Raw genomic sequence first — 23,815 nt, 5'->3', positions numbered from 1 at the left:
GTGCGAAAAAGCTTGAACACTTTCGTTCTGGCGATGTCTCCGAAGGGGAAGACGTGAACAAGGCGCAGCTCGTAGAAGCGATTGCCGACAAGATGGGCGGCCGTCAGCAGGCCGCCGATGCTGTCGACCATGTACTGGACGCCATCGTCCGCGCTGTCGTCGCAGGTGAGCGGGTCTCGGTCACCGGCTTCGGCTCTTTCGAGAAGGTCGACCGCCCGGCTCGCTACGCCCGCAACCCCCAGACCGGCGAGCGGGTTCGGGTCAAGAAGACCTCGGTGCCGCGGTTCCGCGCGGGCCAGGGTTTCAAGGACCTGGTGAGCGGCTCGAAGAAGCTCCCGCGCGGCGGCGAGGTGGCCGTCAAGAAGGCGCCCAAGGGCAGCCTGACCGGCGGTGCCGCGGCCACGGTCAAGAAGGCCGCGGCCAAGAAGACCACCAAGGCGGCCGCGAAGAAGACGACGGCGAAGAAGGCGGCGCCGACCAAGAAGGCCGCCGCCGCCAAGAAGACCACGGCGAAGAAGGCGCCCGCCAAGAAGACCACGGCGGCCGCCAAGACCACCGCCGCGAAGAAGACCACCGCCAAGAAGGCGACGGCCAAGAAGGCGCCGGCCAAGAAGGCGCCGGCGAAGAAGGCCACGGCCAAGAAGGCCCCGGCCAAGAAGACGACGGCACGCAAGACCACCGCCAAGAAGACCACCGCCCGCTCGTAGACGAGGGCGCTGGGTACTCACGCGCAGGGCCGGACTCCGTTCGAGGAGCCCGGCCCGCGGCGTGTTCAGGGGCAGGTCAAAGGCGTCTTGTCCACACGCAGGTCACAGCGTCTGCAGCGTCACCAGCGTGATCCTCGGGCTCTCCTTCGGTCCCTCCACCTCGATCCGGACCCGCTGACCGGGCCGCAGCAGCCGCAGCCCGCCCGCGTCGAACGCGGCGGCGTCGAAAGGCACGGGAGTGCCGTCGTCGAGCAGGACCTGCCCGCTGCGCGTCTCGGCGTCGTACGTGTATGCGGTGGCGTGCATGTCGGCAGCCTACTGCCCGGGGATCAGCAGTCGCGCGGTCGCCGCCGCCGTGCGCGGCCCCACTCCGAGCGCCAGTGCCGCGCGCAGATCGTCGGCGGTGTCCACGTCCTGACGTACGGAATCCACGCCCGCGAGACGGAGTTCCACCGCTCCGCCGGTGCGATGGCGGGCGCGTGAATCCCTACCGAATGCCGGGAGCAATTCCCGGCCCGGACCGGCCGCCAGCAGGGTCGTGCCGATTGCCGCGGCGTCCGGGAGAAAAGCGCGCGGGAATTCCGCGGCCGCGTCCAGGACCCGGGCCAATTCCGCGGGCCGCAGCGCCGGAAGATCGGCGTTCAGGGCCGCGACCGGGCTTTCGGGGCGCTCGGCCCGTACGGCCGCCGCTCCGTGCGCCAGAGCCGCGTTCAGCCCGCCGCCCGGCTCGTCGTCGACGATCCGGGCGCCCAGCGCGGCCAGCTCCCGGCCCGCCAGGGCGTCGTCCGTGACGACTGCCACATCCCGCACCGCCGGGCTGGCCAGCGCCGCGGCCACCGTGTCCTGGGCGAAGGCGAGGGCGAGACCCGGGCGCAGCCCGTCGGCGGCGGCGTCCGCGAGCCTGCTCTTGGCCCGCGCCAGAGGCTTCACGGGTATCACCAAGGTCCACTGCACGAGCGTTCGTCCCTCTCTTGTCGCGGCCATTGTCACCCGGCCCTCCCGGCGCGCGCGGACTCGGGGCGTACGGTGTCCTCGACAGACCGGCGGCCTGGGGCGACACTTGTGCGGCCCCCAGGCCCTAGAAGGAAGGTGTCCGTGTGCCCCGCCGCAGAATCGGCTTCTGGTACCGCTTCGCCGCGGTGATCTGTAAACCGCCGCTGGTGGTTCTGCTCAAGCGGGACTGGCGCGGAATGGAGCACATTCCGGCCGAGGGCGGCTTTATCACCGTGGTGAACCACAATTCGCACGTCGACCCCTTCGCGTACGCGCACTTTCAGTACAACACCGGACGGGTTCCGCGATTCCTGGCGAAGAGCGGGCTTTTCAAGAAGGGATTCATCGGCGCCGCGATGCGCGGCACCGGGCAGATCCCCGTCTACCGGGAAAGCACGGACGCGCTGAGCGCCTTCCGGGCCGCGATCGACGCCGTGGAGCGCGGCGAGTGCGTCGCCTTCTACCCGGAGGGCACCATCACCCGGGACCCGAACGGCTGGCCCATGACCGGCAAGACCGGTGCCGCGCGCGTCGCGCTGAAGACCAAGTGCCCGGTCGTCCCGGTCGCCCAGTGGGGCGCCAACGAACTGCTGCCGCCGTACGCCAAGAAGCTCAACCTCCTCCCGCGCAAGACCCACCACGTGCTCGCCGGCCCGCCGGTGGACCTCTCGCGCTTCTACGGCAAGGACATGACCGCGGAGGTCCTCAAGGAGGCCACCGAGGTCATCATGGCCGCGATCACCCGCCAGCTGGAGGAGATCCGCGGCGAGCGGGCCCCCGAGACGCCGTACGACCCCAAGCGCGAACGCATCGAGCAGCGGCGCCGGACGGAGGCGCAGAAGCCGGGCAGGGTGCCGACCGCCGGGGTGGGCCGCGAAGAAGCAGGGCAGTCGGGTCGGGAAACAGCCGGGCAGGCCGGTGGGGAAGAGGGGCTGGGCAAGTGAGCAAGCCGGTCAAGGCGGCGGTCTTCGGCGCCGGTTCGTGGGGCACGGCCTTCAGCATGGTGCTCGCCGACGCGGGGTGCGAGGTCACCCTGTGGGCGCGTCGCGCGGAGGTCGCCGAGGCCATCAACTCCGGCCGCACCAACCCGGACTACCTCCCGGGCTTCGAGCTCCCCGAGAACCTGCGCGCCACCACCGACCCCGCCGAGGCGGCCGCCGGCGCCGACTTCACGGTCCTGTCCATCCCCTCGCAGACCCTGCGCGGCAACCTCGCGGACTGGGCGCCGCTGCTGGCCCCCGACACCGTCCTGGTCTCGCTGATGAAGGGCGTGGAACTCGGCTCCGCCATGCGGATGAGCGAGGTCGTCACCGACGTCGCCAAGGTCCCCGCGGAGCGGGTCGCCGTGGTCACCGGGCCCAACCTCGCGCGTGAGATCGCCGCCCGGATGCCGGCCGCCTCCGTGGTCGCCTGCACCGACGAGGCGGTCGCCCAGCGGCTCCAGGCCGCCTGCCACACGCCGTACTTCCGCCCGTACACCAACACCGACGTCGTCGGCTGCGAACTCGGCGGCGCGGTCAAGAACGTCATCGGGCTCGCCGTCGGCATCGCGGACGGCATGGGCCTCGGCGACAACGCCAAGGGCTCGCTCATCACGCGCGGCCTCGCGGAAACGACCCGGCTGGGACTGGCGATGGGCGCGGACCCGCTGACCTTCTCCGGACTCGCGGGCCTCGGCGACCTGGTGGCCACCTGCTCCTCGCCGCTCTCCCGCAACCACACCTTCGGCACCAACCTCGGCAAGGGCATGACCCTGCAGGAGACCATCGCGGTCACCAAGCAGACCGCCGAGGGCGTCAAGTCCTGTGAGTCGGTGCTCGATCTGGCCCGGCGGCACGGCGTCGACATGCCCATCACCGAGACGGTGGTCGGCATCGTGCACGAGGGCAAGCCTCCGGTGGTCGCCCTCAAGGAGCTGATGTCGCGCAGCGCGAAGCCGGAACGACGCTGAGCGACGCGGCCGTACGGACGCTGTCTTGGGCTCCTACCACCGGGTACTCTCAACGCGATATGAGCACCGAGAACCTCCCCCAGAGCCCCGAGCAGCCGTCCCGCAAGCCGCGTGTGGCCGTCGTGTTCGGCGGGCGCAGCTCCGAACACGGGATCTCCGTGGTCACCGCCGGCGCCGTACTGCGGGCCATCGACCGGACCAAGTACGAGGTCCTGCCGATCGGCATCACCCAGGACGGCCGGTGGGCGCTCACCGCCGACGAGCCGGAGCGGATGGCGATCACCGACCGCCGTACGCCCAGCGTCGAGGACCTCACCGACTCGGGCGAGGGCGGCGTCGTGCTCCCCGTGGACCCCGCCAACCGTGAAGTCGTCTACAGCGAGCCGGGTTCCGTGCCCAAGGCGCTGGGCGAGGTCGACGTGGTCTTCCCGGTGCTGCACGGCCCCTACGGCGAGGACGGCACCCTCCAGGGCCTCCTGGAACTCTCCGGCGTCCCGTACGTGGGTTCCGGCGTGCTCTCCTCGGCCGTCGGCCAGGACAAGGAGTACATGAAGCGGGTGTTCGCCTCGTTCGGGCTGCGGGTGGGCCCGTACCTGGTGATCCGGCCGCGCGAGTGGCAGCAGGACGAGTCGGCCGCCCGCAAGAAGATCATCGACTTCGCGGGCGAGCACGGCTGGCCGCTCTTCGTGAAGCCCGCGCGCGCGGGTTCGTCGATCGGCATCACCAAGGTCGACGACCTGTCCGGCCTCGACGAGGCGATCGCCGAGGCCCAGCGGCACGACCCGAAGATCATCGTCGAGGCGGCGGTGCGCGGCCGCGAGATCGAGTGCGGCGTGCTGGAGTTCGAGGACGGCCCCCGGGCCTCCGTCCCCGCGGAGATCCCGCCGCCGGACACGCACGCCTACTACGACTTCGAGGCCAAGTACATCGACTCGACCCCCGGCATCGTCCCGGCCCCCCTGACGCCGGAGCAGACCGCCGAGGTCCAGAAGCTGGCCGTCCAGGCCTTCGAAGCGGCGTCCTGCGAGGGCCTGGTCCGGGCGGACTTCTTCCTCACCGAGGCCGGTGACTTCGTGATCAACGAGATCAACACGATGCCCGGTTTCACGCCGATCTCGATGTATCCGCAGATGTGGCAGGCGAGCGGAGTGACGTACGGGGAACTGGTGGACCGCCTGATCCAGGCGGCACTGCACCGCCCGACGGGACTGCGCTGAGCCAGGGACCCGGCGATCAGTCGGCGATCCCTTCCGGGATCGCCTTCTTGATCGCCGGAGCCAGGTCGATGAGCGTGGCGGACGTGTCATGGCCCTCGGGCACGGCGACCTCCACATAGGCGCGGCGATTGGCGGTGGTGAAGCGGTACGCCCCGTCGCCCGCCTTCTCCATCAGCCAGTCGACCCCGTTCACCCCACCGGCCACCGCGTCGGGATCCGCGCCCTTCGCCACCCTCGGGTCGATCATCTTCGGCGGTCGTTCGACCCCGCAGCGCAGTATGATCTCCGGGTTTCCCCAGCCCGCCGTCAACGCGGACCGGGGCTCGGGGTCCCGGCGCTCCAGCCCGGCGACCTCGCGCGGCAGCGCGTCGTCCAGGTTCCGGCACAGCTTCGTGACGGCCGGAGACGGACTGGGAACCGCGACGCTCGCGCTGTCGTCTGCTGAGGAGCAGCCCGCGACAGTGATCAGCAGGGCGAGCGCGGGCAGACCGATGGGCCGGTGACGGAGAAACCTCACCGGCCAAGGGTAGACGGGGACTACAGATGGACGACCGGGCAGGTCAGTGTGCGGGTGATGCCGTCCACTTGCTGGACCTTCGCAACCACCATGCGGCCCAGGTCGTCGACGGTGTCGGCCTGGGCGCGCACGATGACGTCGTACGGTCCTGTCACGTCCTCGGCCTGGATCACCCCAGGGATCTTGCTGATCGTCTCGGCGACGGTCGACGCCTTGCCGACCTCAGTCTGGATCAGGATGTACGCCTGTACCACGGAACCTCCAGGGCGGCCACGAGGATCATGTGGGGAAAAGGAACGCCACGGTATCGCGTCGCCGCTCGCCGCGGGGAGACCTGCGGAAACCGGGGCACGTGTGCCGGGGTGCAGGCACGACGGATGTTGACGGACACGGCGACCGCCTCGGCGGTCGTGGGGGACCGGTCGGCGGTCTTCAGGGACCGCCTCGGCGGTCATGGGGGACCGGTCGGCGGTCCCTTCGACCGTATCGAGGACACTGATGTCCCGCGACCGGGAACGCACAGGGACAGAAGGGGCGTAGGGCAATGAAGGGCACTGTTGGTGAGCTCGGGGAGTTCGGGCTCATCAGGGAGCTCACCTCCCGTCTCACCACCACCCCGGCGGTGCGGGTCGGCCCCGGCGACGACGCCGCGGTGGTCGCCGCGCCCGACCGCCGGGTCGTGGCCAGCACCGACATCCTGCTGGAGGGGCGGCACTTCCGCCGGGACTGGTCCACGGCGTACGACGTCGGGCGCAAGGCGGCCGCGCAGAACCTCGCGGACATCGCCGCGATGGGCGCCGTACCGACCGCGCTGCTGCTCGGCCTGGTCGTGCCGGCCGAACTCCCGGTCACCTGGCCGACCGAGCTGATGGACGGGCTGCGCGACGAGTGCCAGGTGGCGGGCGCGTCCGTGGTCGGCGGCGATGTCGTACGCGGGGACACCATCACCGTGTCGATCACCGCGCTCGGCGATCTGCGCAACCAGGAGCCCGTGACGCGGGCCGGCGCGCAGCCCGGTGACCTCGTCGCGGTGACCGGCTGGCTGGGCTGGTCGGCGGCCGGGTACGCGGTGCTCTCGCGTGGGTTCCGTTCGCCGCGCGCCTTCGTCGAGGCCCACCGGCGCCCGGAGCCGCCGTATCACGCGGGTCCGGCGGCGGCCGCGCTGGGCGCGACGGCGATGTGCGACGTGAGCGACGGGCTGATCGCCGATCTGGGGCACATCGCGGAGGCCAGCAAGGTCCGTATCGATGTCCGTTCCGGCGCCATCGACATCCCCTCACAGATGCACGACATCGGGCAGGCGGTGGGCGTCGACCCCCTCCAGTGGGTGCTGACCGGGGGAGAGGACCACGCGATCGTGGCGACCTTCCCGCCGGACGTGAAGCTGCCCGCCCGCTGGAAGGTGATCGGCGAGGTACTGAACCCGTCGGCGCTGCCCCAGGTGACCGTCGACGGGGCGCCCTGGACCACCAAGGGCGGCTGGGACCACTTCGGCGGGGAGATCGAGTCATGAGCGCGCCGCCCCGGGTGCTGACGGTCGCGGGCTCCGACTCCGGTGGGGGCGCGGGCATTCAGGCCGACCTGAAGACGATGCTCGCGCTCGGTGTGCACGGCATGAGCGTCCTGACGGCGGTCACCGCGCAGAACTCCCTCGGTGTGCAGGGAGCCTGGGAGCTTCCGGTGGAGGCGGTGCGGACCCAGTACCGCAGTGTCGTCGACGACATCGGCGTACAGGCGATCAAGACGGGGATGCTCGCTTCGACCGAACTCGTCGAGGTGGTGGCCGAGTTGATCGGGGGCACGGACGCGCCCGCCGTGGTCGACCCGGTGGGGGTCTCGAAGCACGGGGATTCACTGCTGGCGGCCTCCGCGCTCGATTCGGTGCGGACGAAGCTGCTGCCGGTCGCGACCGTGGCGACGCCGAACCTGGACGAGGTGGCGCAACTGACGGGCGTGCGTGTCGAGTCGGAGGAGCAGATGCGGGGGGCCGCGGCGGCGGTTCTGGCGTACGGGCCGCGGTGGGTGCTGATCAAGGGCGGGCATCTGCCCGGGGATGCCGTGGATCTGCTCACCGACGGCTCGGAGGAGCACTGGCTGCGGGCGCCTCGGCATGACAACCGGCACACCCATGGCACGGGCTGCACGCTCGCCTCCGCGATCGCTTCGGGGCTCGCGAAGGGACTGGCTGTGCCGGAGGCGGTGGCGGCGGCCAAGGAGTATGTCACCGGCGCGATCGAGGCGGGCTTCGCGCTCGGTGGGGGGATCGGGCCGGTGGATCATGGGTGGCGGTTCCGCCTCTGACTGTCCTGGGTACAGCGGCTGACTGTCCTGGGTGCAGCAAAAAGCCGGTCCACCTGAGGTGGACCGGCTGATGCAGCGAACCAGCAGTGGCCGCGCGCTTAGCTGTGCGTCAGCGCGAGACCTTGCCGGCCTTGATGCACGAGGTGCAAGCGTTCACGCGCTTCGGCGTCCCGCCGACCACGGTACGCACACGCTGGATGTTCGGGTTCCAGCGGCGGGACGTACGGCGGTGCGAGTGCGAGATGTTGTTGCCGAAGCCCGGCCCCTTGCCGCAGACGTCGCAGTTGGCAGCCACGGGTCACTCCAAAGACTTCAGATGCACTTACGGTTGATCCCGGCATGCCGGGATCGAGATCTTATGCTCTTGCGAGCGATCTGAGATCTGAGTGGCGTTGCCAGGGGAATGGCCCGATCAGGATCGGGCAACCGGAGCAGCATACAACGGCTGCGTCCGTACAACGAAATTACCATGGCTGCTCAGGGGCCCGCCCCGCCCTCTTCCGGTGGGTACCGGCTCCGGGGCTACGCTGCGTCCGACGTCCAGCAGTCCGAGGAGGCGCAGGTGGCGCAGGTGCCGCAGACATTCTTCGATGCTCTCGCGGTGCGCACCTGGTGCGGTCTCGCGCTGGAGGCGCTCGGACGTGCGCGTGAGGAGATCGACGCGATCAACGTGTACCCGGTCGCGGACGGGGACACCGGCACGAACCTGTATCTGACCGTCGAGTCGGCCGTGGCCGCGGTCGAGGCGGTCTTCGCCGCCCACGAGGTCGAGGCGTCCAGCCCCGGGCGTCCCTCGCTGGCCGAGGCCGCGCGGGCGATGGCCCACGGGGCGCTGATCGGGGCGCGGGGCAACTCCGGGACGATCCTCGCGCAGCTGCTGCGCGGCATGGCGCAGGTGCTCGCCGCCGACGGTGACAACGCTCACACCGACGGACAGGGCCTGCGGCTCGCGCTGCGCCGCGCGGCCGACGCCGCCCGCCAGGCCGTGGCGCACCCCGTGGAGGGCACGGTCCTGTCGGTCGCCTCCGCCGCCGCCGACGCGGCCGGGGGAGCGGACGGCGACTGCGGGACCGTCGCGCGGGCCGCCTACGACGGGGCGCGGGCGGCTCTCGCCGCGACCCCGGGGCAGCTGGCCGTCCTGGAGCGTGCCGGGGTGGTGGATGCCGGCGGGCGGGGGCTGGTGGCGGTGCTGGCGGCACTGGTGGAGACGTTCACCGGGGAGGTGCCGGGGAGGGTGGCGGTGGCGGCCGTGGTGGGGCACGCGCGCGTTGAGGCGTCTCAGGGGGCCCAGGGCGTCGCGGGTCCGACGGACTGCGTGGGCGGCGCCGTGGAGGTGTCTCATGGCGGCCAGGGCGTCGTGGGTGGGACGGATTGCGTGGGCGGCGCCGAGGAGGTGTCTCACGGCGGCCAGGGCGTCGCCGGTGCGACGGACTGCGTGGACGGTGCCGAGGGCGGCGGTCCGGCGTACGAGGTGATCTACCTGCTGGAGGCCGACGACCTCGCCGTGGCCCGGCTGCGGGAGCGGCTCGACGCCCTCGGGGACTCGCTCGTCGTGGTCGGCGGTGACGGGCTGTGGAACGTCCATGTGCACGTGGACGACGCCGGCGCCGCCGTGGAGGCGGGCGTCGAGGCCGGGCGGCCGTACCGGATCAGGATCACGCACTTCGGTGCCCACGACGTGCACACGGTACGGGGGGCGGGGCGCCCTCGGGAACGCGTCCAGCGGGCCGTGGTGGCCGTCGTGCCCGGTGAGGGGCTGGCCGGGCTGTACACCGAGGCGGGCGCCACGACCGTGCTCGCGCGTCCCGGGGAGCCGCCCGCCAGCGGGGAGCTCGTCGAGGCCCTGCGGCGGGCCCACGCGCGCGAGGTCGTGCTGCTGCCCAACGATCCCGAGCTGCGCCACACCGCCGCCGCGGCGGTGGACCAGGTCCGCGCGGAGGGCATCCGCGTGTCCCTGATCCCCACTCGCTCCGCGGTCCAGGGCATCGCGGCGCTCGCGGTGCACGCGCCGGAGCGCCGCTTCGACGAGGACGTCGTGTCCATGACCGCGGCGGCCGGCGCCACCCGCTACGGCGAGGTCGCCGTCGCGGAACGCCAGGCCTGGACCATGGCCGGCATCTGCCAGGCCGGTGACGTCCTCGGGCTCATCGACGGGGACGTGGCCGTGATCGGGGCCGACGTCACGACCGTCGCCGAGACCGTGCTGGACCGGATGCTCGCGGCCGGTGGGGAACTGGTGACCCTGGTCCTCGGCGACGAGGCCCCGGAGTCGGTCGCCGAGCGCTTGGAGGCGCGGGTGCGGGAGGCGTATCTCGCCGTCGACACGGTGGTGTACCGGGGTGGGCGGCAGGGGGCGTTGCTGCTGATCGGGGTGGAGTAGGCGCCGGGGCCGTTGTTCAACAATCCTCCGGTTCCCGCACCACCCGCAGCATCTGCTCCGCCTCCGTCCGCCGTTCCTGCGCCGCCTCGTCGTCCTCGGTGGCGTCGGCGTACGCCTCCAGTACCGCACGTGCGCGTGTCGCCGCCTCGGCGCTGCGGCCCAGGTCGGCCGCCAGCCAGCCCGCGGCGAGTTCGGCGCCGGTGCGGGCGTGCCGGGCGTCGGCACCGAGGGATGCGAACACCGAGACGGCCTCCTCCACTTCGGTCAGGGCCTCCTCGAACGTGGCCCGGATCGAGCCGTCCTCGGCGTCCTCGGCGGACGACCGGGCGAGCAGGTCGCCGAACTGGCGATGGGTGTGTCCGAGTTCGGCGATGAGCCGCTGCCGCGACTCCTCGTCGGCCGCCGTGCTCAGGGCGCTCTCGCACTCGCGGACGGCGGCCGCCATCAACTCCCGTGCCGGCTCCGTACCGTCGTCCGTGCGCAGGGCGAGCCACGCGCGGGCGCGCAGGGAGCGGACGAGGCCGTGGACGTTGCCCAGGGAGCGCCACAGCTCGCCCGCGCGCGCGTAGGCCTGGTCCGCCTCGGTGGGCAGCCCGGCCTGGCCCAGGGACTCGGCGGCGAGGTGGGCGAGGGTGGCGTGATCGTGCTGCTCGGGCCAGTGCCGGGCGATCTCGGCGGCCTGCAACCGGCGTTCGGCGGACGCCCGGTGCTCCCCGAGCTCGCTGAGGCAGTCGCCGAGCCACCACTGGGTCTGGACGATCGCGCCGTCGCCGTGCGTCTCGGCGCTCAGGTCGAGCAGCGCCGACTCCAGCACCTCCGCGGCCTCGGCCCACCGCCCCTGCCGCAGCAGGAACCCGCCGAGCAGGTGCCGCGCCCAGGCGCCGAAGGTCGGCCCCTCGCCCGCCTCGTCGGCCCAGTGGGCCGCGTCCAGGGCGTGCTCGGCGGCCTCCGCGGACTGTCCCCGGCCCCCGAGCACCTCGGCCAGCTGAAGGTGCAGCTGGGCCCGTCCGGTGGCCTCCAGGTGCGGTCCGCCGTGCTCCAGAGCGGCCTTCAGGGCCAGCTCGGCCGCCGCGGTGTCCCCGAGGTGCTGGGCGAGGCCGGCCAGCCGGGCCTCGTACTCCACCGCGAACCACGGCAGCCCCGCGTCGACGTACGCCGCCGAGGCCCCCGCGAACAGCTCGGCGGCCTTCTCGACGTCCCCGTGGTGCACGGCCAGCTCGGCGAGCATCGCCCGCGCCTCGGCCGCCCGTGAGGCGAGCCGCACATCGTCCCCGGTGTGCCCCTCGACGAGCGCCAGCACCTCCCGCGCGGCGCCCTCGGCCTGCGCCAGGACGGTCTCCTGCGAGGCGCCGCCCCCGGTGGAGTCGTCGGCCTTGTGCACCCGCCGCATCAGGATCCGCGCCCGCCCCATCAGCACGGACGCGGTCTGCCGTACGCCGGTGCCGTCCTCGGCGTAGAGGGCGAGGACCTCGTCGTAGGGCCCGGCGACCGCCTCGGCGGCCTCGTCGACCTGACCGGCGAGGGCGCGGACGTACGCCGCACGCGCGCGTGCCGCCAGGGCCTCGCCCGGGTCGCCCGCCTCGGCGTACAGCTCGGCCGCCCGTTCGAACAGCTCGGCGCCGTCGGGGCCCAGGCCCATCGCCTCGTGGTCGGCGATCTCCGCCCGGTCACGGGCGTCCAGGTCGACGCCCTCCGCGGCCCGTGCGACGGCCGCCCAGGCCTCGACGGCGTTCGGCTGCAGGGTGTCCGACAGCCGCCGCGCCTCGGCCAGCAGCGCGGCCAGGTCCGGCTCTTGCCCGGCCGACGCGGACGCGGGCGTCACGGGGGCCGGGGCGACCGGACGCACCGGGTGCGCGAGCCGCTCCGAGCGCACCCCCAGGGCGAGCCGCTCCACCAGCGGACGTTGCCCCATACGCCTGCGTACCCGCTCGCTGATGTGCGCCGTGCCGTTGCGCCGGTCGAACCGGGCCGCCAGGGCGAGAGCCTCCCCACGCGCGTGGGCGGCGAGTTCGCGCGCGGTCCACGACCGGCCCGCCGGGCCCGGCACCTGCTGGTCGCCGAGGCCCAGCTCGGTCAGCCGGTCCATGAGCAGGGTCACCACGCTCATGAAGTGCATCCGGCTGCGCGGGTGTCCGGTGTCCGTGAAGTACGCCGGCCGCTCCGCCAGCAGCTCCAGGCCGCGCGCCTCGTTGCCGGTCAGCGCGCAGAACTCGACGTGGTCCGCGTAGGCGCCGCGCATGCTCTCCATGGCCCGCACCAGCCGGAAGCCCCGCAGATGGTGGGCGCGCGCCTCGTCGAGGCGGCCCAGCCGCAGCAGGGGCACCAGGGAGGACGCCAGGACGGCGTGCGGCTCGTGGGCGCACGTGAACTCGCCGCTCAGCACCGGCGCCCACAGCTCAAGGGCCTGCGCGTCCCGGCCGCGCTCCGCCTGCCACCAGCCCTGCCTGTCCAGTTCGCACGCGTGACAGTCGGCCATGCTGTCCCGGTCCGCCGCCAGCCACGCCGTGTACGCCCGCTCCGCGCGGTCCACGTCCCCGATGTGCGCGGCCACGCTGAACTCGGCGCTGCGCACGGCCCGTTCGGAGTGCCCGGCGAGGCGGTAGCGGTGCTCCATCTCGCCGAGCCACTTCTCGATCGAGGCCAGCGGGATGTGCGGCTGGTCGAGCATCCCGGAGGACATCCACTTGAAGACCCAGTGCAGCGAGTGCGTCTCGTACTCGTCGAAGTCCTCGGGGCGTTCGTCCCACATGCGCAGCAGGCGCGCGAACGGGACGAACATCTTGTCCTTCTCGGAGCTGTAGTTGTAGACCTTCAGCTGGTGTCCGAGCGCCTCGATCACGGCGAGCGGGATGTTCAGCTGCTCGGCCTGGGCGAGCAACTGCTCCGCGCGCGCGTTGCGGGCGGGCCCCTCCGGCTGCTCGGAGTTCTCCGCCATCGCCCGGCGCAGCGCGTCGAAGTCCGTGATCTCACTCATCGGTGACCGTCCCCCGGGGAGTCGGAGTCGCTGTGGGTGGCCCATTCCAGCAGGCCGATGAACGCCCGGTTGAGCAGGGCGGAGTCGGCGGGCCGCAGCGGACGCTGCGCCATCAGCAGGGCCTGGCCGTACAGCGACTCCGTGGCGGTGCCGACGAGTTCCGGATCGTTCAGTGAACTGATCCTGCGGATCAGCGGGTTGAGGTGGTTGAGCACCAGACGCGCGCGGGGGGCGCTGCCGCGCAGCGAGCCCAGGATGCCCGCCCACAGGTCGTCGGCCTCCTCCTCGGCCGCCGCCCGGGCCTGCTCGTGCCGGGCAGCACGGTCGTCCAGATGCAGCGCGGGCACGGACAGCGGGTGGAAGGCCCGCAGCACCACATCGCAGCCCAGCGGGTCCAGCGTGGCCCGCGCGGCCGCCAGGAAGCCCGTCAGAGCCAGTTCCTCGGCCGGGTCGACGGCGTCGAGATGGGCGGTCACGGTGTCCGCGTCGAGTTCGGCGACGACCGTGCCCGCCCGCACCGACGGCAGGGCCTCGACCAGCTCGCTGTCGTACGTGTAGCCGCCGTTGACGACGCCGATGCCCTGCGCGGACGCGATCGGGGCGACCTGCCGGTACTCCTCGACCGTGCGCGTGAAGTGCACCACGGGGTGGCGCAGCGCGAACTCCTCCAGGGACAGCTGCCCGGCCGTCGTCTCGAACGGCAGCCACGGCAGCATCGTGCGCAGCATCTCCTTGTCGTGCCGCGCCAGCGACTTCACACCCAGGTGGTGCACCGACAGGAAGGCCGCCAGCCGCTCCGGGTCACCGGCCGCGAGACCGGTGAGCCAGGACCGAATCCTTTCGCCCAGTGCCTCCCGTACGGCGGCCAGGGTCTCGTCCTCGTACAGCGACTCGCGCGACGCCGTGGGCCGCAGACTGTCGGTGTCGAGCACACAGCGCACGAAGAACGCCCAGTCGGGCAGCAGCTGTTCGGCCCGCTCGGTCAGCAGCATGCCCTTGAGGTGGACGCGGTGCCGCGCGCGCTGCGCCGGGCTGACCGCGGCGGGCAGGACGTACGCCACCCCGCGGATGCCCGCGAGCGGCACGTTCAGCTCGATCGAGTCCAGCGGGGTGAAGCCGAACAGCTCATGGCAGTGCCGGGCCAGCGCCACCCGCCGGGTGGCGGGGGAGGGGTAGGGCCGGTCCCAGGGCGCCGGCAGGTCGGTGACCTCCTCGTCGCCCACCCGCACGTCGTACGGCAGCAGCGAGCCGAAGTCCCGCGCCAGCGCGAGCACCCGCTCCTCGGTGAGCCACTCACCGGCATCCGCCCGCGCCTCCAGATACACGGTGGTCCCCGGTTCGGGCCGGGCCGCGTCCGGCAGGGTCCGTACGGTGTACGAGCCGTCGTCCGTCGCCGTCCACTCCACAGGCCGGGCGTCCGGCGTACGGGCGCTGCGGCTGACGACCCGGATCCGCTCGGCCACCACGAAACAGGCCAGCAGCCCGATGCCGAACTGCCCGAGGAACTCCGAGCGCGCCTCCTGGAGACCGTCGGCCCGCTTGGAGCTGCGCCCGATGGTGGCCAGCAGGTTGTGCACGTCGGACTCGGTGAGGCCGACGCCGGAGTCCTCCACCCGCAGGCCGCCGTGCTCGGCGTACAACCGCACCCGCGCCGGGGCCTCGGGCTGCTCGGCCCGGCGGGCGGTGATGGCGTCGACCGCGTTCTGCAGCAGCTCGCGCAGGTAGACCTTGGGGCTGGAGTAGAGGTGATGGGAGAGCAGGTCCACCAAGCCACGCAGGTCGACCTGGAACGTATGAGGTGCGGAGGATGCCTGTGATGCCGCTGAGATCTGGGAGTCCATCGTCACAGCGCCGGTGGGGGGAAGCGCGTCGGCGCGGGGTCGGGCGGTCCCGGTGAGGCGGTGACCGCGAAAGGATGGCCGGAGCGCGTCATCCTAGGGCTCGAACCAGCCGTCTGACCAGGGGCTTCGAAGACGTATACGGATCTTCCGCCGGGACGTCTGCGCCATTGTCAGTGCCGTGGTGTGCAATGGATCTCGTGCCCGCACTGGACGAACCACTCAAGAAGGTGCTCGGCCCCGCCACCGCGAAGGTGATGGCCGAGCATCTCGGCCTGCACACCGTCGGCGACCTGCTGCACCACTACCCGCGCAGATACGAGGAGCGGGGCCAGCTCACCCACCTCGCCGACCTCCCCCTGGACGAGCACGTCACGGTGGTCGCCCAGGTCGCCGACGCCCGTCTGCACACCTTCGCCTCCGCCAGGGCGCCCCGCGGCAAGGGCCAGCGCCTGGAGGTGACGATCACCGACGGCAGCGGCCGGCTCCAACTGGTCTTCTTCGGCCACGGCGTGCACAAACCCCACAAGGAACTGCTGCCGGGCACGCGCGCGATGTTCGCGGGCAAGGTCTCCGTCTTCAACCGCCGGCTACAACTGGCACACCCGGCGTACGAGTTGCTGAAGGGCGACGCCGAGGAGGCGATCGACACCTGGGCGGGCGCCCTCATCCCGATCTACCCGGCCACCGCCAAGCTGGAGTCCTGGAAGATCGGCAAGGCCGTCCAGACCGTGCTGCCCAGCGCCCAGGAAGCCGTGGACCCGCTCCCGGACTCCCTGCGCGAGGGCCGCGGCCTGGTCTCCCTCCCCGAGGCCCTGCTGAAGATCCACCGCCCGCACACCAAGGCGGACATCGCCGGCGCCCGCGACCGCCTCAAGTGGGACGAGGCCTTCGTCCTCCAGGTCGCCCTCGCCCGCCGCCGGCACGCCGACGCCCAGCTCCCGGCGGTGCCCCGCAGGCCCAGGCCGGACGGCCTCCTCGCCGCCTTCGACGACCGGCTGCCGTTCACCCTCACCGGGGGCCAGCAGAAGGTCTCCGAGGAGATCTTCGCCGACTTGGCCACCGAGCACCCCATGCACCGGCTGCTCCAGGGCGAGGTCGGCTCCGGCAAGACCCTGGTCGCCCTGCGCGCCATGCTCGCCGTCGTCGACGCGGGCGGGCAGGCCGCGATGCTCGCGCCCACCGAGGTGCTCGCCCAGCAGCACCACCGCTCGGTCGTGGAGATGATGGGCGAGCTGGCCGAGGGAGGGATGCTCGGCGGCGCCGAGCACGCCACCAAGGTCGTGCTGCTCACGGGCTCGATGGGCGCGGCCGCCCGCCGCCAGGCGCTGCTCGACCTGGCCACCGGCGAGGCCGGGATCGTGATCGGCACCCACGCGCTGATCGAGGACCGGGTGCAGTTCCACGACCTCGGCCTGGTCGTCGTCGACGAGCAGCACCGCTTCGGCGTCGAGCAGCGCGACGCCCTGCGCGGCAAGGGCAAGCAACCGCCCCACCTGCTGGTCATGACCGCCACACCGATCCCGCGCACGGTCGCCATGACGGTCTTCGGCGACCTGGAGACCTCGGTCCTCGACCAGCTCCCGGCCGGCCGCTCCCCGATCGCCAGCCATGTCGTCCCCGCAACCGACAAACCCCACTTCCTGTCCCGCACCTGGGAGCGGGTGCGCGAGGAGGTCTCCCAGGGCCATCAGGCGTACGTCGTCTGCCCGCGCATCGGCGACGAGGAGGACGACCCCAAGGCGGCGAAAAAGCAGAAGTCCCCCGAGGACGAGGCCGACAAACGCCCCCCGCTCGCCGTCCTCGACATGGCCGACCAACTCGCGAGCGGCCCACTCCAGGGACTCAAGGTCGAGGTCCTGCACGGCCGTATGCAACCCGACGACAAGGACGCCGTCATGCGCCGGTTCGCCGCCGGAGAGACGGACGTCCTGGTGGCCACCACGGTCATCGAGGTCGGCGTGAACGTGCCGAACGCCACCGTGATGGTGATCATGGACGCCGACCGCTTCGGCGTCTCCCAGCTCCACCAGCTGCGCGGCCGCGTCGGCCGTGGCTCGGCGCCCGGACTGTGCCTGCTGGTCACCGAGATGCCCGAGGCCAGTCCCGCCCGCCAGCGGCTGAACGCGGTGGCGGCCACGCTCGACGGCTTCGAACTCTCCCGCATCGACCTCGAACAGCGCCGCGAGGGCGACGTCCTGGGCCAGGCCCAGTCCGGCGCCCGCACCAGCCTGCGCGTGCTCGCCGTCATCGAGGACGAGGAAATCATCGCGGAGGCCCGCGAGGAGGCGGCCAACGTGGTCGCCGCCGACCCCGAGCTCACCGGCCTGCCGGGCCTACGCACGGCGCTGGACGCCCTTTTGGACGAGGAAAGGGAGCAGTACTTGGAAAAGGGCTGAGCGATTTCATCGCCGGGTGGGGCAGCGCCCCCAGGGGCGCGGGGAACTGCGCGACCAGCCCCCACGAACCCGCAGCCGCCCACGACGGAACGCACCCCCACCTCCGCCTGCCAAACTGAACCTAAAGGCACCCACGACAAGGACCCAAGATGACCCGCGTGATCGCCGGCGCAGCCGGCGGACGCCGCCTAGCCGTCCCGCAGGGATCCCGCACGCGCCCCACCTCGGACCGCGCCCGCGAGGGCCTCTTCTCCACCTGGCAGTCCCTCCTCGGCGGCCCCCTGGACGGCGAACGCGTGCTCGACCTCTACGCCGGTTCCGGCGCCGTCGGCCTGGAGGCCCTCTCGCGCGGCGCCGCCCACACCCTCCTGGTCGAGGCCGACCCCCGAGCCGCCCGCACGATCCGCGAGAACGTCAGAAACCTCGGCCTGCCCGGCGCCGAGGTCAGATCGGGCAAAGCGGAACAGATCATCCGAACCCCACCGCCGGGCGAGCCGTACGACCTCGTGTTCCTCGACCCGCCGTACGCCGTCACGGACGACGATCTTCGGGAGATTCTGCTCACACTCCGCGCGGAGGGGTGGCTCGCCGCAGAAGCCCTCGTCACCGTGGAGCGCAGCACCAGAGGCGGCGAATTCGGGTGGCCGGAAGGCTTTGAGGCACTCCGTACCCGCCGGTACGGCGAGGGAACGTTTTGGTACGGTCGCGCCGCCTCCACGTGCGAAGACGCACCATGACCGGACCTGAGAGCGAGGGATCTCAAGTGCGCCGAGCCGTCTGTCCCGGGTCGTTCGACCCCATCACCAACGGACACCTGGACATCATCGCCCGCGCCTCCCGCCTCTACGACGAGGTCTACGTCGCGGTGATGATCAACAAGTCCAAGAAGGGCCTCTTCGAGATCGACGAGCGGATCGACCTGATCCGCGAGGTCACCGCCGAGTACGGCAACGTCCGGGTCGAGTCCTTCCACGGCCTCCTCGTCGACTTCTGCAAGCAGCGCGACATCCCTGCCATCGTCAAGGGCCTGCGCGCGGTCAGCGACTTCGACTACGAGCTGCAGATGGCTCAGATGAACAACGGCCTGACGGGCGTCGAGACCCTCTTCGTGCCCACCAACCCCACCTACAGCTTCCTGTCGTCCTCCCTGGTCAAGGAGGTCGCACAGTGGGGCGGCGACGTCTCCCACCTGGTGCCGCCGGCTGTCCTGGACGCTCTCAACAAGCGTCTGCGCCAAGCCTGAACGGCTCCACCTCAACGGGCTACAGTCGTCCCGTCCGTCTCCAACACAGCTGTAGAGAGTGGCGAGCAACCGGTGGACGTACAGAAGAAGCTCGACGAGATCGTCGCGGCGGTCTCCAGTGCCCGGGGCATGCCCATGTCGGCCTCGTGCGTGGTCAACCGCGCCGACCTGCTTGCCCTGCTGGAAGAGGTCCGCGCGGCGCTGCCCGACTCCCTCGCCCAGGCCCAGGAGCTGATCGGCGACCGAGAGCAGATGGTCGAGCAGGCCCGCCAGGAGGCCGAGCGGATCATCCAGGGCGCGCACGCCGAGCGGGGCTCGCTGATCTCCGACACCGAGGTCGCCCGCCGCTCCCAGGCCGAGGCCGACCGGATCCTGGCCGAGGCCCGCCAGGAGGCCGAGGAGATCCGCGCCGAGGCCGACGACTACGTCGACTCCAAGCTCGCCAACTTCGAGGTCGTCCTCACCAAGACCCTCGGCTCCGTCGGCCGCGGCCGCGAGAAGCTGCTCGGGACCGGACCCGGCCTCGACGAGCAGGGGTACGAGGACGAGGACGCCCCCGAGCGCAGCCACGACCCGGAGACGCTGCGCCGCACGGCCGACGAGTACGTCGACGTCAAGCTCGGCGCCTTCGAGGCGGTCCTGGCCAAGACCCTGGAGGCGGTCGGCCGCGGCCGGCAGAAGCTGCACGGCCGGATCGCCACCGACGATCTCGGCTCCCTCGACACCACCACCGTCCAGCACAGCAGCGACGCCGACTACCTCGCCGGCCTCGCCGCCATGGCCGACACCCCGGCCGAGCCCGCCCAGCCCCCGGCGGTCCCGGCCCAGCAGTCGTACGCCACCCAGGACGCCAACGCCTACGCCTACCACCAGCAGCCTCTGCAACAGCAGCAACACAAGCAACAGACGCAACAGGACCCCTACGGCTACCAGCAGCAGTACGCCCAGCAGGACCCGTACGGCTACCAGCAGGCCGACCCGTACGCGGCGTACCCGCAGCAGCCCGCCTACGATCCGCAGCAGCAGACGTACGAGCAGTCCCAGGCCCTCGACGAGACCAGCCTCTTCGACACCAGCATGATCAGCGCGGAGCAGCTGCGGGCCTACGAACAGGGCCGCGGCAACGGCTGACGCCGCCGATTGGGCCGTCGGCGAAAGGTCCAGTATCCTGGCTCTTCGGTCGCGCGTACGTCCGCGATCAGCGCTGCCCGGGAACACCGAAGGGCGGCGTCCGCCGAGCTCACAAGATCGAAAGCAGGAATGGCTCTGAACGCCCGCCTCGACCACCGCAACCCTCTCGTGTTCGACACACACGAGCTGGGACGGCGGCCCGGTGCGCTGCAGCGCCTGACCCGCACGGTCGACGCCCCGAAGGACCTCGGTCTGAAGGACGTCATCGGAGTGCCGGAAGGCGCCCCGGTGGAGCTCGAACTCCGCCTGGAGTCGGTCATGGAAGGTGTCCTTGTCACAGGCACCGCCCGTGCACGGGCCGAGGGGGAGTGCGTAAGGTGTCTGGAGCCGGTCGAGCTGGAGCTCGAAGCGGACTTCCAGGAGATGTTCTCGTACCCTGACGCCGACGACCGGGGCCGCGTGCACCACGCGGAACCCGGCGACGACGCCGAGGACGACGAGGACAGGCTCTTCCTCGAGGACGGCATGTTCGACCTCGAACCTCTGCTGCGCGATGCGGTGGTGCTCGCACTGCCGATGCAGCCGGTGTGCCAGGAAGACTGCCCAGGACTGTGTGCCGAGTGCGGCGCACGCCTCGCGGACGACCCGGACCACCACCACGACGCCGTCGACATCCGTTGGGCGGCACTGCAGGGACTCGCCGATTCACTCGAACCCGGCGATAAGGACGAGAAGAGCGGCGCCGAAGCGGGCGTCGACGAGAAGCAGGAGAAGTAGCCGTGGCTGTTCCGAAGCGGAAGATGTCGCGCAGCAACACGCGCCACCGCCGGTCGCAGTGGAAGGCTGCGGTCCCCACCCTGGTTGCGTGCGAGCGCTGCCACGAGCCCAAGCAGCAGCACATCGCGTGCCCGTCGTGCGGCACCTACAACAAGCGCCAGGTCCTCGAGGTCTGAGCGGCTGGTGAGAGGCACTGTGTCCACACCGAAGAAGCAGTCTTCCCGCGCGAGCGGGGGTGGACCGGACAACCAGGCCTCGTCCCACACGCTTCTGGAAGGGCGGCTCGGCTACAAGGTCGAGTCCGCCCTTCTGGTGCGAGCGCTGACCCATCGTTCCTACGCGTACGAGAACGGCGGTCTGCCGACGAACGAGCGGCTGGAGTTCCTCGGGGACTCCGTGCTCGGTCTCGTCGTCACCGACACGCTGTACCGCACCCACCCCGACCTGCCCGAGGGCCAGCTGGCCAAGCTGCGGGCCGCGGTGGTGAACTCGCGTGCGCTGGCGGACGTGGGCCGGACGCTGGACCTCGGCTCCTTCATCCGGCTCGGCCGCGGTGAAGAGGGCACGGGCGGCCGGGACAAGGCATCGATCCTCGCCGACACCCTGGAAGCGGTGATCGGCGCGGTCTATCTCGACCAGGGCCTGGACTCGGCGGCGGAGCTGGTGCACCGCCTGTTCGACCCGCTGATCGAGAAGTCCTCCAACCTCGGAGCCGGCCTGGACTGGAAGACGTCCCTCCAGGAGCTCACCGCGACCGAAGGGCTCGGCGTGCCCGAGTACCTGGTCACGGAGACCGGCCCCGATCATGAGAAGACCTTCACTGCTGCCGCCCGCGTCGGAGGCGTCTCGTACGGCACCGGCACCGGCCGCAGCAAGAAGGAGGCGGAGCAGCAGGCCGCGGAATCCGCCTGGCGGTCCATCCGCGCGGCAGCGGACGAACGCGCCAAGGCCTCCGCCGCCGTGAACGCCGTCCCGCTGGCGGACGGTTCGCCGTCCACCGGGGCGACGGCCGTGGAGGCCACCAAGGCGGCCCCGGCCACCGGGCCTGCCGCGGACGGCGACGGCACGGACGCCGCCCCGGCGTCGGGCTGACCGCCGTAGCGACTCCGCTGCGAACAGAACAGCACACCCGAGCGCCCGCCCCAGCCCCGGGGCGGGCGCTCGGCTCGTACGACGGTTTGGGGGAGGGGGAGACGCGATGCCCGAGTTGCCCGAGGTGGAGGTCGTCCGGCGCGGACTGGAGCAGTGGGTTGCCGACCGGACCGTCGCCGACGTCGAGGTGCTGCACCCGCGTGCCGTACGCCGTCACCTCGCCGGCGCCGACGACTTCGCGCACCGCCTGAAGGGCCACCGCGTCGGCACCCCGAGCCGGCGCGGCAAGTACCTGTGGCTGCCGCTGGCGGACACCGGCCAGGCGATCCTGGCCCACCTCGGCATGAGCGGCCAGCTCCTGGTCCAGCCGCACGCGGCGCCCGACGAGAAGCACTTGCGTATCCGCGTCCGGTTCGCCGACGCCCTCGGCACCGAGCTGCGCTTCGTCGACCAACGCACGTTCGGCGGCCTGTCGTTGCACGACACCACCCCCGACGGCCTGCCCGACGTCATCGCGCACATCGCCCGCGACCCCCTCGACGCCCAGTTCGACGACGAGGCGTTCCACCAGGCGCTGCGCCGCAAGCGCAGCACCATCAAACGCGCTCTGCTGGACCAGTCGTTGATCAGCGGCGTCGGCAACATCTACGCGGACGAGGCCCTTTGGCGCGCCCGCCTGCACTACGACCGCCCGACCTCCACCTTCACCCGCCCCCGCACGCTCGAACTCCTCGGCCACATCAGGGACGTACTGAACGCGGCCCTGTCGGTGGGCGGCACGAGTTTCGACAGCCTGTACGTCAACGTCAACGGCGAGTCGGGCTACTTCGACCGCTCGCTCGACGCGTACGGACGGGAGGGACTGCCGTGCCGGAGGTGCGGTACGGCGATACGCCGGCGCCCGTGGATGAACCGGTCCAGCTACTACTGCCCGAAGTGTCAGCGACCGCCGCGCATCTCGTCGTAGCGCACGCGCGGAGAGCGCTGACCAATAGGTTGCGCTTACTGATGGAAAGCGCGCTTTCTAGTACCCGAAGTTCTGCGTCCACCACGGGCCACCCGACCCGTAGTGCACACCGACGCCGAGCGTCTTGAAGTCGCAGTTCAGTATGTTGGCGCGGTGGCCGGGGCTGTTCATCCAGGACTCCATGACGGCCGCCGCGTCGGCCTGGCCCCGGGCTATGTTCTCGGCAGCGAGGTTGGTTATGCCGGCCGCCTCCGCGCGGTCCCAGGGGGTACGGCCGCTGGGGTCGGTGTGATCGAAGAAGCCCTGCTCGGCCATGGCCTCGCTGAAGTTCCCGGCCAGCTCCGCGAGCGCGCTGTTCGCGGCCAGTGGGCTGCACCCGGCCTTGGCGCGCTCGTCGTTGACGAGCTTGAGCACCTCGGCCTCGGCGGCGGTCTCCGGGGAGATCGTCACCGGCGGGGTGGTCCGCTGCGTCGGCAGCTTCGAGGGGGTACGGGACGGGGTGGGCGTCGGCTTCTCCGACGACGGGGTGGCCGTCGGCTTCTTGGAGGGGGCCTTGGTGGCCGGTGCCTCGGTGGTGGGCTTGGCCGAGGGGGCCGAGGGGGACGGCGACGCGGAAGTGGAGCGCTGGGCGTCGCGGCCGGTCGACGGGCTGCTGCTGCCCGCCTCGGCGGTGCCGGACGTGCCGCCCTGCTGGGCCTCGGCATTGGTCGGCGTGTCGCCGGCCTGCACCTTGTCGGAGCCGCCCCCACCGAGCGTGTAGGTGTCGCCGCCGGGCAGGACGCCGGTGGCGACCGCGACCGTGCCGATCGCGACCGCGGCCGAGACACCGAGCAGACCGGTGCGGACGGGCGTCATGCCCTTCTTCTTGCGGCGGCGCGAGCGGCCGCGCCGGGAGGCGCCGTCGGGGCCGAAGCCGTCGGGGCCCGAGCCGTCGTAGCCGAAGCCGTCGGCCGCCGGGAACGTCGCGGTGTCGCCGGACGGGTCCGTGCCGCGGGCCCCCGCGTGGACGTTGTCCGGGGCGAAGAGGTAGGCGTCACTCTTCGAGACCGCCTCGGCGTACGCCTCCGGGCTCACGTACGGTGCGGTGCCCGGCGCGGCCGGGTGGCCCGGGTGCGAGTGCTGCGGGGTGCGGCCCTCCACGGCGGGGCCGTGCGGCTCGTTGCCCCCCGTGGCGCGGCCCGTGGCGGCGCGGCCGGCGGCGGAGCGTCGGTGGCGTCCCATGTAATGGCCTTCCTCGTCCTGGCGGTCCACTCGTCCGTTTTGATCAACAAAACTCACTCAATCGGATGAGTTTCATATGAGATTCATTGGGGCTGGACGGTACCGCA

General features: G+C 71.8%; 23 protein-coding genes. 15 read left to right on the top strand and 8 right to left on the bottom strand.

All coding sequences use genetic code 11. The features are described from left to right. Positions 1–53: 53 nt before the first annotated feature. Positions 54–707, top strand: a complete 654-nt coding sequence (locus tag HJD23_RS11070; RefSeq protein WP_171114404.1) for an HU family DNA-binding protein — start codon at positions 54–56, stop codon at positions 705–707. Between the two features lie 102 nt (positions 708–809). Here HJD23_RS11070 and HJD23_RS11065 read toward each other — a convergent pair whose 3' ends face one another. Together HJD23_RS11065 and cofC are read right to left on the bottom strand one after the other, a co-directional pair. Next, entirely contained in the window at positions 810–1,013 is a 204-nt protein-coding gene (locus HJD23_RS11065) for a hypothetical protein (RefSeq protein ID WP_141311573.1), read from the bottom strand. A gap of 9 nt (positions 1,014–1,022) precedes the next feature. Beyond that, positions 1,023–1,661: a 2-phospho-L-lactate guanylyltransferase gene (gene cofC, locus HJD23_RS11060; RefSeq protein ID WP_171114405.1), complete on the bottom strand. Its 639-nt coding sequence runs from the start codon at positions 1,659–1,661 to the stop codon at positions 1,023–1,025. Between the two features lie 143 nt (positions 1,662–1,804). Between cofC and HJD23_RS11055 the strand changes: the two genes are divergently transcribed. From HJD23_RS11055 to HJD23_RS11045, 3 genes are read left to right on the top strand one after another with little or no spacing between them, the layout of a single operon-like run. After that, positions 1,805–2,644, top strand: coding sequence for a lysophospholipid acyltransferase family protein (locus tag HJD23_RS11055; RefSeq protein WP_171114406.1), 840 nt, complete (start codon positions 1,805–1,807; stop codon positions 2,642–2,644). Further along, positions 2,641–3,651 carry an NAD(P)H-dependent glycerol-3-phosphate dehydrogenase gene (locus tag HJD23_RS11050; protein WP_171114407.1) on the top strand — a complete coding sequence of 337 codons (1,011 nt, stop codon included), beginning with the start codon at positions 2,641–2,643 and terminating at the stop codon, positions 3,649–3,651. The genes HJD23_RS11055 and HJD23_RS11050 overlap by 4 nt, the downstream gene beginning before the upstream one ends. A gap of 59 nt (positions 3,652–3,710) precedes the next feature. Further along, entirely contained in the window at positions 3,711–4,868 is a 1,158-nt protein-coding gene (locus tag HJD23_RS11045) for a D-alanine--D-alanine ligase family protein (RefSeq protein ID WP_171114408.1), read from the top strand. A gap of 16 nt (positions 4,869–4,884) precedes the next feature. On the opposite strand, the gene HJD23_RS11040 is transcribed toward HJD23_RS11045, so the two are convergent. After that, positions 4,885–5,385, bottom strand: coding sequence for a DUF3515 domain-containing protein (locus HJD23_RS11040; protein WP_171114409.1), 501 nt, complete (start codon positions 5,383–5,385; stop codon positions 4,885–4,887). Between the two features lie 20 nt (positions 5,386–5,405). Then, positions 5,406–5,639: an Lrp/AsnC ligand binding domain-containing protein gene (locus HJD23_RS11035; RefSeq protein WP_003997603.1), complete on the bottom strand. Its 234-nt coding sequence runs from the start codon at positions 5,637–5,639 to the stop codon at positions 5,406–5,408. 290 nt (positions 5,640–5,929) lie between these two features. Between HJD23_RS11035 and HJD23_RS11030 the strand changes: the two genes are divergently transcribed. Then, positions 5,930–6,898 carry a thiamine-phosphate kinase gene (locus tag HJD23_RS11030; protein ID WP_141311578.1) on the top strand — a complete coding sequence of 323 codons (969 nt, stop codon included), beginning with the start codon at positions 5,930–5,932 and terminating at the stop codon, positions 6,896–6,898. Further along, complete coding sequence (thiD, locus tag HJD23_RS11025; protein ID WP_171114410.1) at positions 6,895–7,686, top strand: bifunctional hydroxymethylpyrimidine kinase/phosphomethylpyrimidine kinase; 792 nt, start codon at positions 6,895–6,897, stop codon at positions 7,684–7,686. The genes HJD23_RS11030 and thiD overlap by 4 nt, the downstream gene beginning before the upstream one ends. Before the next feature lie 109 nt (positions 7,687–7,795). Here the strand turns inward: thiD and rpmB are convergent, their stop codons facing one another. Continuing rightward, the gene (gene rpmB / locus HJD23_RS11020; RefSeq protein ID WP_003993230.1) at positions 7,796–7,981 is read right to left on the bottom strand and encodes a 50S ribosomal protein L28; all 186 of its coding nucleotides are present in this window, start codon (positions 7,979–7,981) and stop codon (positions 7,796–7,798) included. 267 nt (positions 7,982–8,248) lie between these two features. Between rpmB and HJD23_RS11015 the strand changes: the two genes are divergently transcribed. Further along, positions 8,249–10,066, top strand: a complete 1,818-nt coding sequence (locus HJD23_RS11015; protein WP_171118814.1) for a DAK2 domain-containing protein — start codon at positions 8,249–8,251, stop codon at positions 10,064–10,066. 16 nt (positions 10,067–10,082) lie between these two features. Here the strand turns inward: HJD23_RS11015 and HJD23_RS11010 are convergent, their stop codons facing one another. Next, on the bottom strand, positions 10,083–13,040 hold the full coding sequence (locus tag HJD23_RS11010; protein WP_171114411.1) for a tetratricopeptide repeat protein: 2,958 nt from the start codon (positions 13,038–13,040) through the stop codon (positions 10,083–10,085). Continuing rightward, the gene (locus tag HJD23_RS11005) at positions 13,037–14,881 is read right to left on the bottom strand and encodes an HSP90 family protein (protein WP_171114412.1); all 1,845 of its coding nucleotides are present in this window, start codon (positions 14,879–14,881) and stop codon (positions 13,037–13,039) included. The genes HJD23_RS11010 and HJD23_RS11005 overlap by 4 nt, the downstream gene beginning before the upstream one ends. A gap of 188 nt (positions 14,882–15,069) precedes the next feature. On the opposite strand from HJD23_RS11005, the gene recG reads away from it, so the two are divergent. From recG to mutM, 8 genes are all read left to right on the top strand, one after another. Next, positions 15,070–17,277, top strand: coding sequence for an ATP-dependent DNA helicase RecG (gene recG, locus HJD23_RS11000; protein WP_171114413.1), 2,208 nt, complete (start codon positions 15,070–15,072; stop codon positions 17,275–17,277). Between the two features lie 149 nt (positions 17,278–17,426). After that, a complete protein-coding gene (gene rsmD, locus HJD23_RS10995; RefSeq protein ID WP_171114414.1) occupies positions 17,427–18,014 on the top strand; it encodes a 16S rRNA (guanine(966)-N(2))-methyltransferase RsmD in 588 nt (195 codons plus the stop codon). Further along, entirely contained in the window at positions 18,011–18,520 is a 510-nt protein-coding gene (gene coaD / locus HJD23_RS10990; protein ID WP_141311584.1) for a pantetheine-phosphate adenylyltransferase, read from the top strand. The genes rsmD and coaD overlap by 4 nt, the downstream gene beginning before the upstream one ends. A 72-nt stretch (positions 18,521–18,592) precedes the next feature. Next, positions 18,593–19,651, top strand: a complete 1,059-nt coding sequence (locus HJD23_RS10985; RefSeq protein WP_171114415.1) for a cell division initiation protein — start codon at positions 18,593–18,595, stop codon at positions 19,649–19,651. A gap of 129 nt (positions 19,652–19,780) precedes the next feature. Further along, positions 19,781–20,428, top strand: coding sequence for a YceD family protein (locus HJD23_RS10980; RefSeq protein ID WP_171114416.1), 648 nt, complete (start codon positions 19,781–19,783; stop codon positions 20,426–20,428). A gap of 2 nt (positions 20,429–20,430) precedes the next feature. Continuing rightward, on the top strand, positions 20,431–20,604 hold the full coding sequence (gene rpmF / locus HJD23_RS10975; RefSeq protein ID WP_003951102.1) for a 50S ribosomal protein L32: 174 nt from the start codon (positions 20,431–20,433) through the stop codon (positions 20,602–20,604). Positions 20,605–20,623: 19 nt separating this feature from the next. Continuing rightward, complete coding sequence (rnc, locus tag HJD23_RS10970; protein ID WP_171114417.1) at positions 20,624–21,520, top strand: ribonuclease III; 897 nt, start codon at positions 20,624–20,626, stop codon at positions 21,518–21,520. Between the two features lie 106 nt (positions 21,521–21,626). Continuing rightward, positions 21,627–22,487 carry a bifunctional DNA-formamidopyrimidine glycosylase/DNA-(apurinic or apyrimidinic site) lyase gene (mutM, locus tag HJD23_RS10965; RefSeq protein WP_171114418.1) on the top strand — a complete coding sequence of 287 codons (861 nt, stop codon included), beginning with the start codon at positions 21,627–21,629 and terminating at the stop codon, positions 22,485–22,487. 57 nt (positions 22,488–22,544) lie between these two features. Here mutM and HJD23_RS10960 read toward each other — a convergent pair whose 3' ends face one another. Beyond that, on the bottom strand, positions 22,545–23,708 hold the full coding sequence (locus tag HJD23_RS10960; protein ID WP_171114419.1) for a CAP domain-containing protein: 1,164 nt from the start codon (positions 23,706–23,708) through the stop codon (positions 22,545–22,547). Positions 23,709–23,815: the final 107 nt, after the last annotated feature.

Source organism: Streptomyces sp. Z423-1 (genome assembly GCF_013009255.1).
GTDB lineage: Bacteria > Actinomycetota > Actinomycetes > Streptomycetales > Streptomycetaceae > Streptomyces > Streptomyces gossypiisoli.
The sequence above is the reverse complement of the archived record's forward strand: the minus strand, read 5'-3'. Positions and strand labels throughout refer to the sequence as shown.

Coding starts and splice junctions, on each gene's coding strand:
- HJD23_RS11065 (WP_141311573.1), bottom strand. CDS start 1,013: ATGCACGCCACCGCATACACGTACGACGCCGAGACGCGCAGCGGGCAG.
- HJD23_RS11045 (WP_171114408.1), top strand. CDS start 3,711: ATGAGCACCGAGAACCTCCCCCAGAGCCCCGAGCAGCCGTCCCGCAAG.
- HJD23_RS11030 (WP_141311578.1), top strand. CDS start 5,930: ATGAAGGGCACTGTTGGTGAGCTCGGGGAGTTCGGGCTCATCAGGGAG.
- thiD (WP_171114410.1), top strand. CDS start 6,895: ATGAGCGCGCCGCCCCGGGTGCTGACGGTCGCGGGCTCCGACTCCGGT.
- HJD23_RS11010 (WP_171114411.1), bottom strand. CDS start 13,040: ATGAGTGAGATCACGGACTTCGACGCGCTGCGCCGGGCGATGGCGGAG.
- HJD23_RS11005 (WP_171114412.1), bottom strand. CDS start 14,881: ATGGACTCCCAGATCTCAGCGGCATCACAGGCATCCTCCGCACCTCAT.
- recG (WP_171114413.1), top strand. CDS start 15,070: ATGGATCTCGTGCCCGCACTGGACGAACCACTCAAGAAGGTGCTCGGC.
- rsmD (WP_171114414.1), top strand. CDS start 17,427: ATGACCCGCGTGATCGCCGGCGCAGCCGGCGGACGCCGCCTAGCCGTC.
- coaD (WP_141311584.1), top strand. CDS start 18,011: ATGACCGGACCTGAGAGCGAGGGATCTCAAGTGCGCCGAGCCGTCTGT.
- HJD23_RS10980 (WP_171114416.1), top strand. CDS start 19,781: ATGGCTCTGAACGCCCGCCTCGACCACCGCAACCCTCTCGTGTTCGAC.
- mutM (WP_171114418.1), top strand. CDS start 21,627: ATGCCCGAGTTGCCCGAGGTGGAGGTCGTCCGGCGCGGACTGGAGCAG.
- HJD23_RS10960 (WP_171114419.1), bottom strand. CDS start 23,708: ATGGGACGCCACCGACGCTCCGCCGCCGGCCGCGCCGCCACGGGCCGC.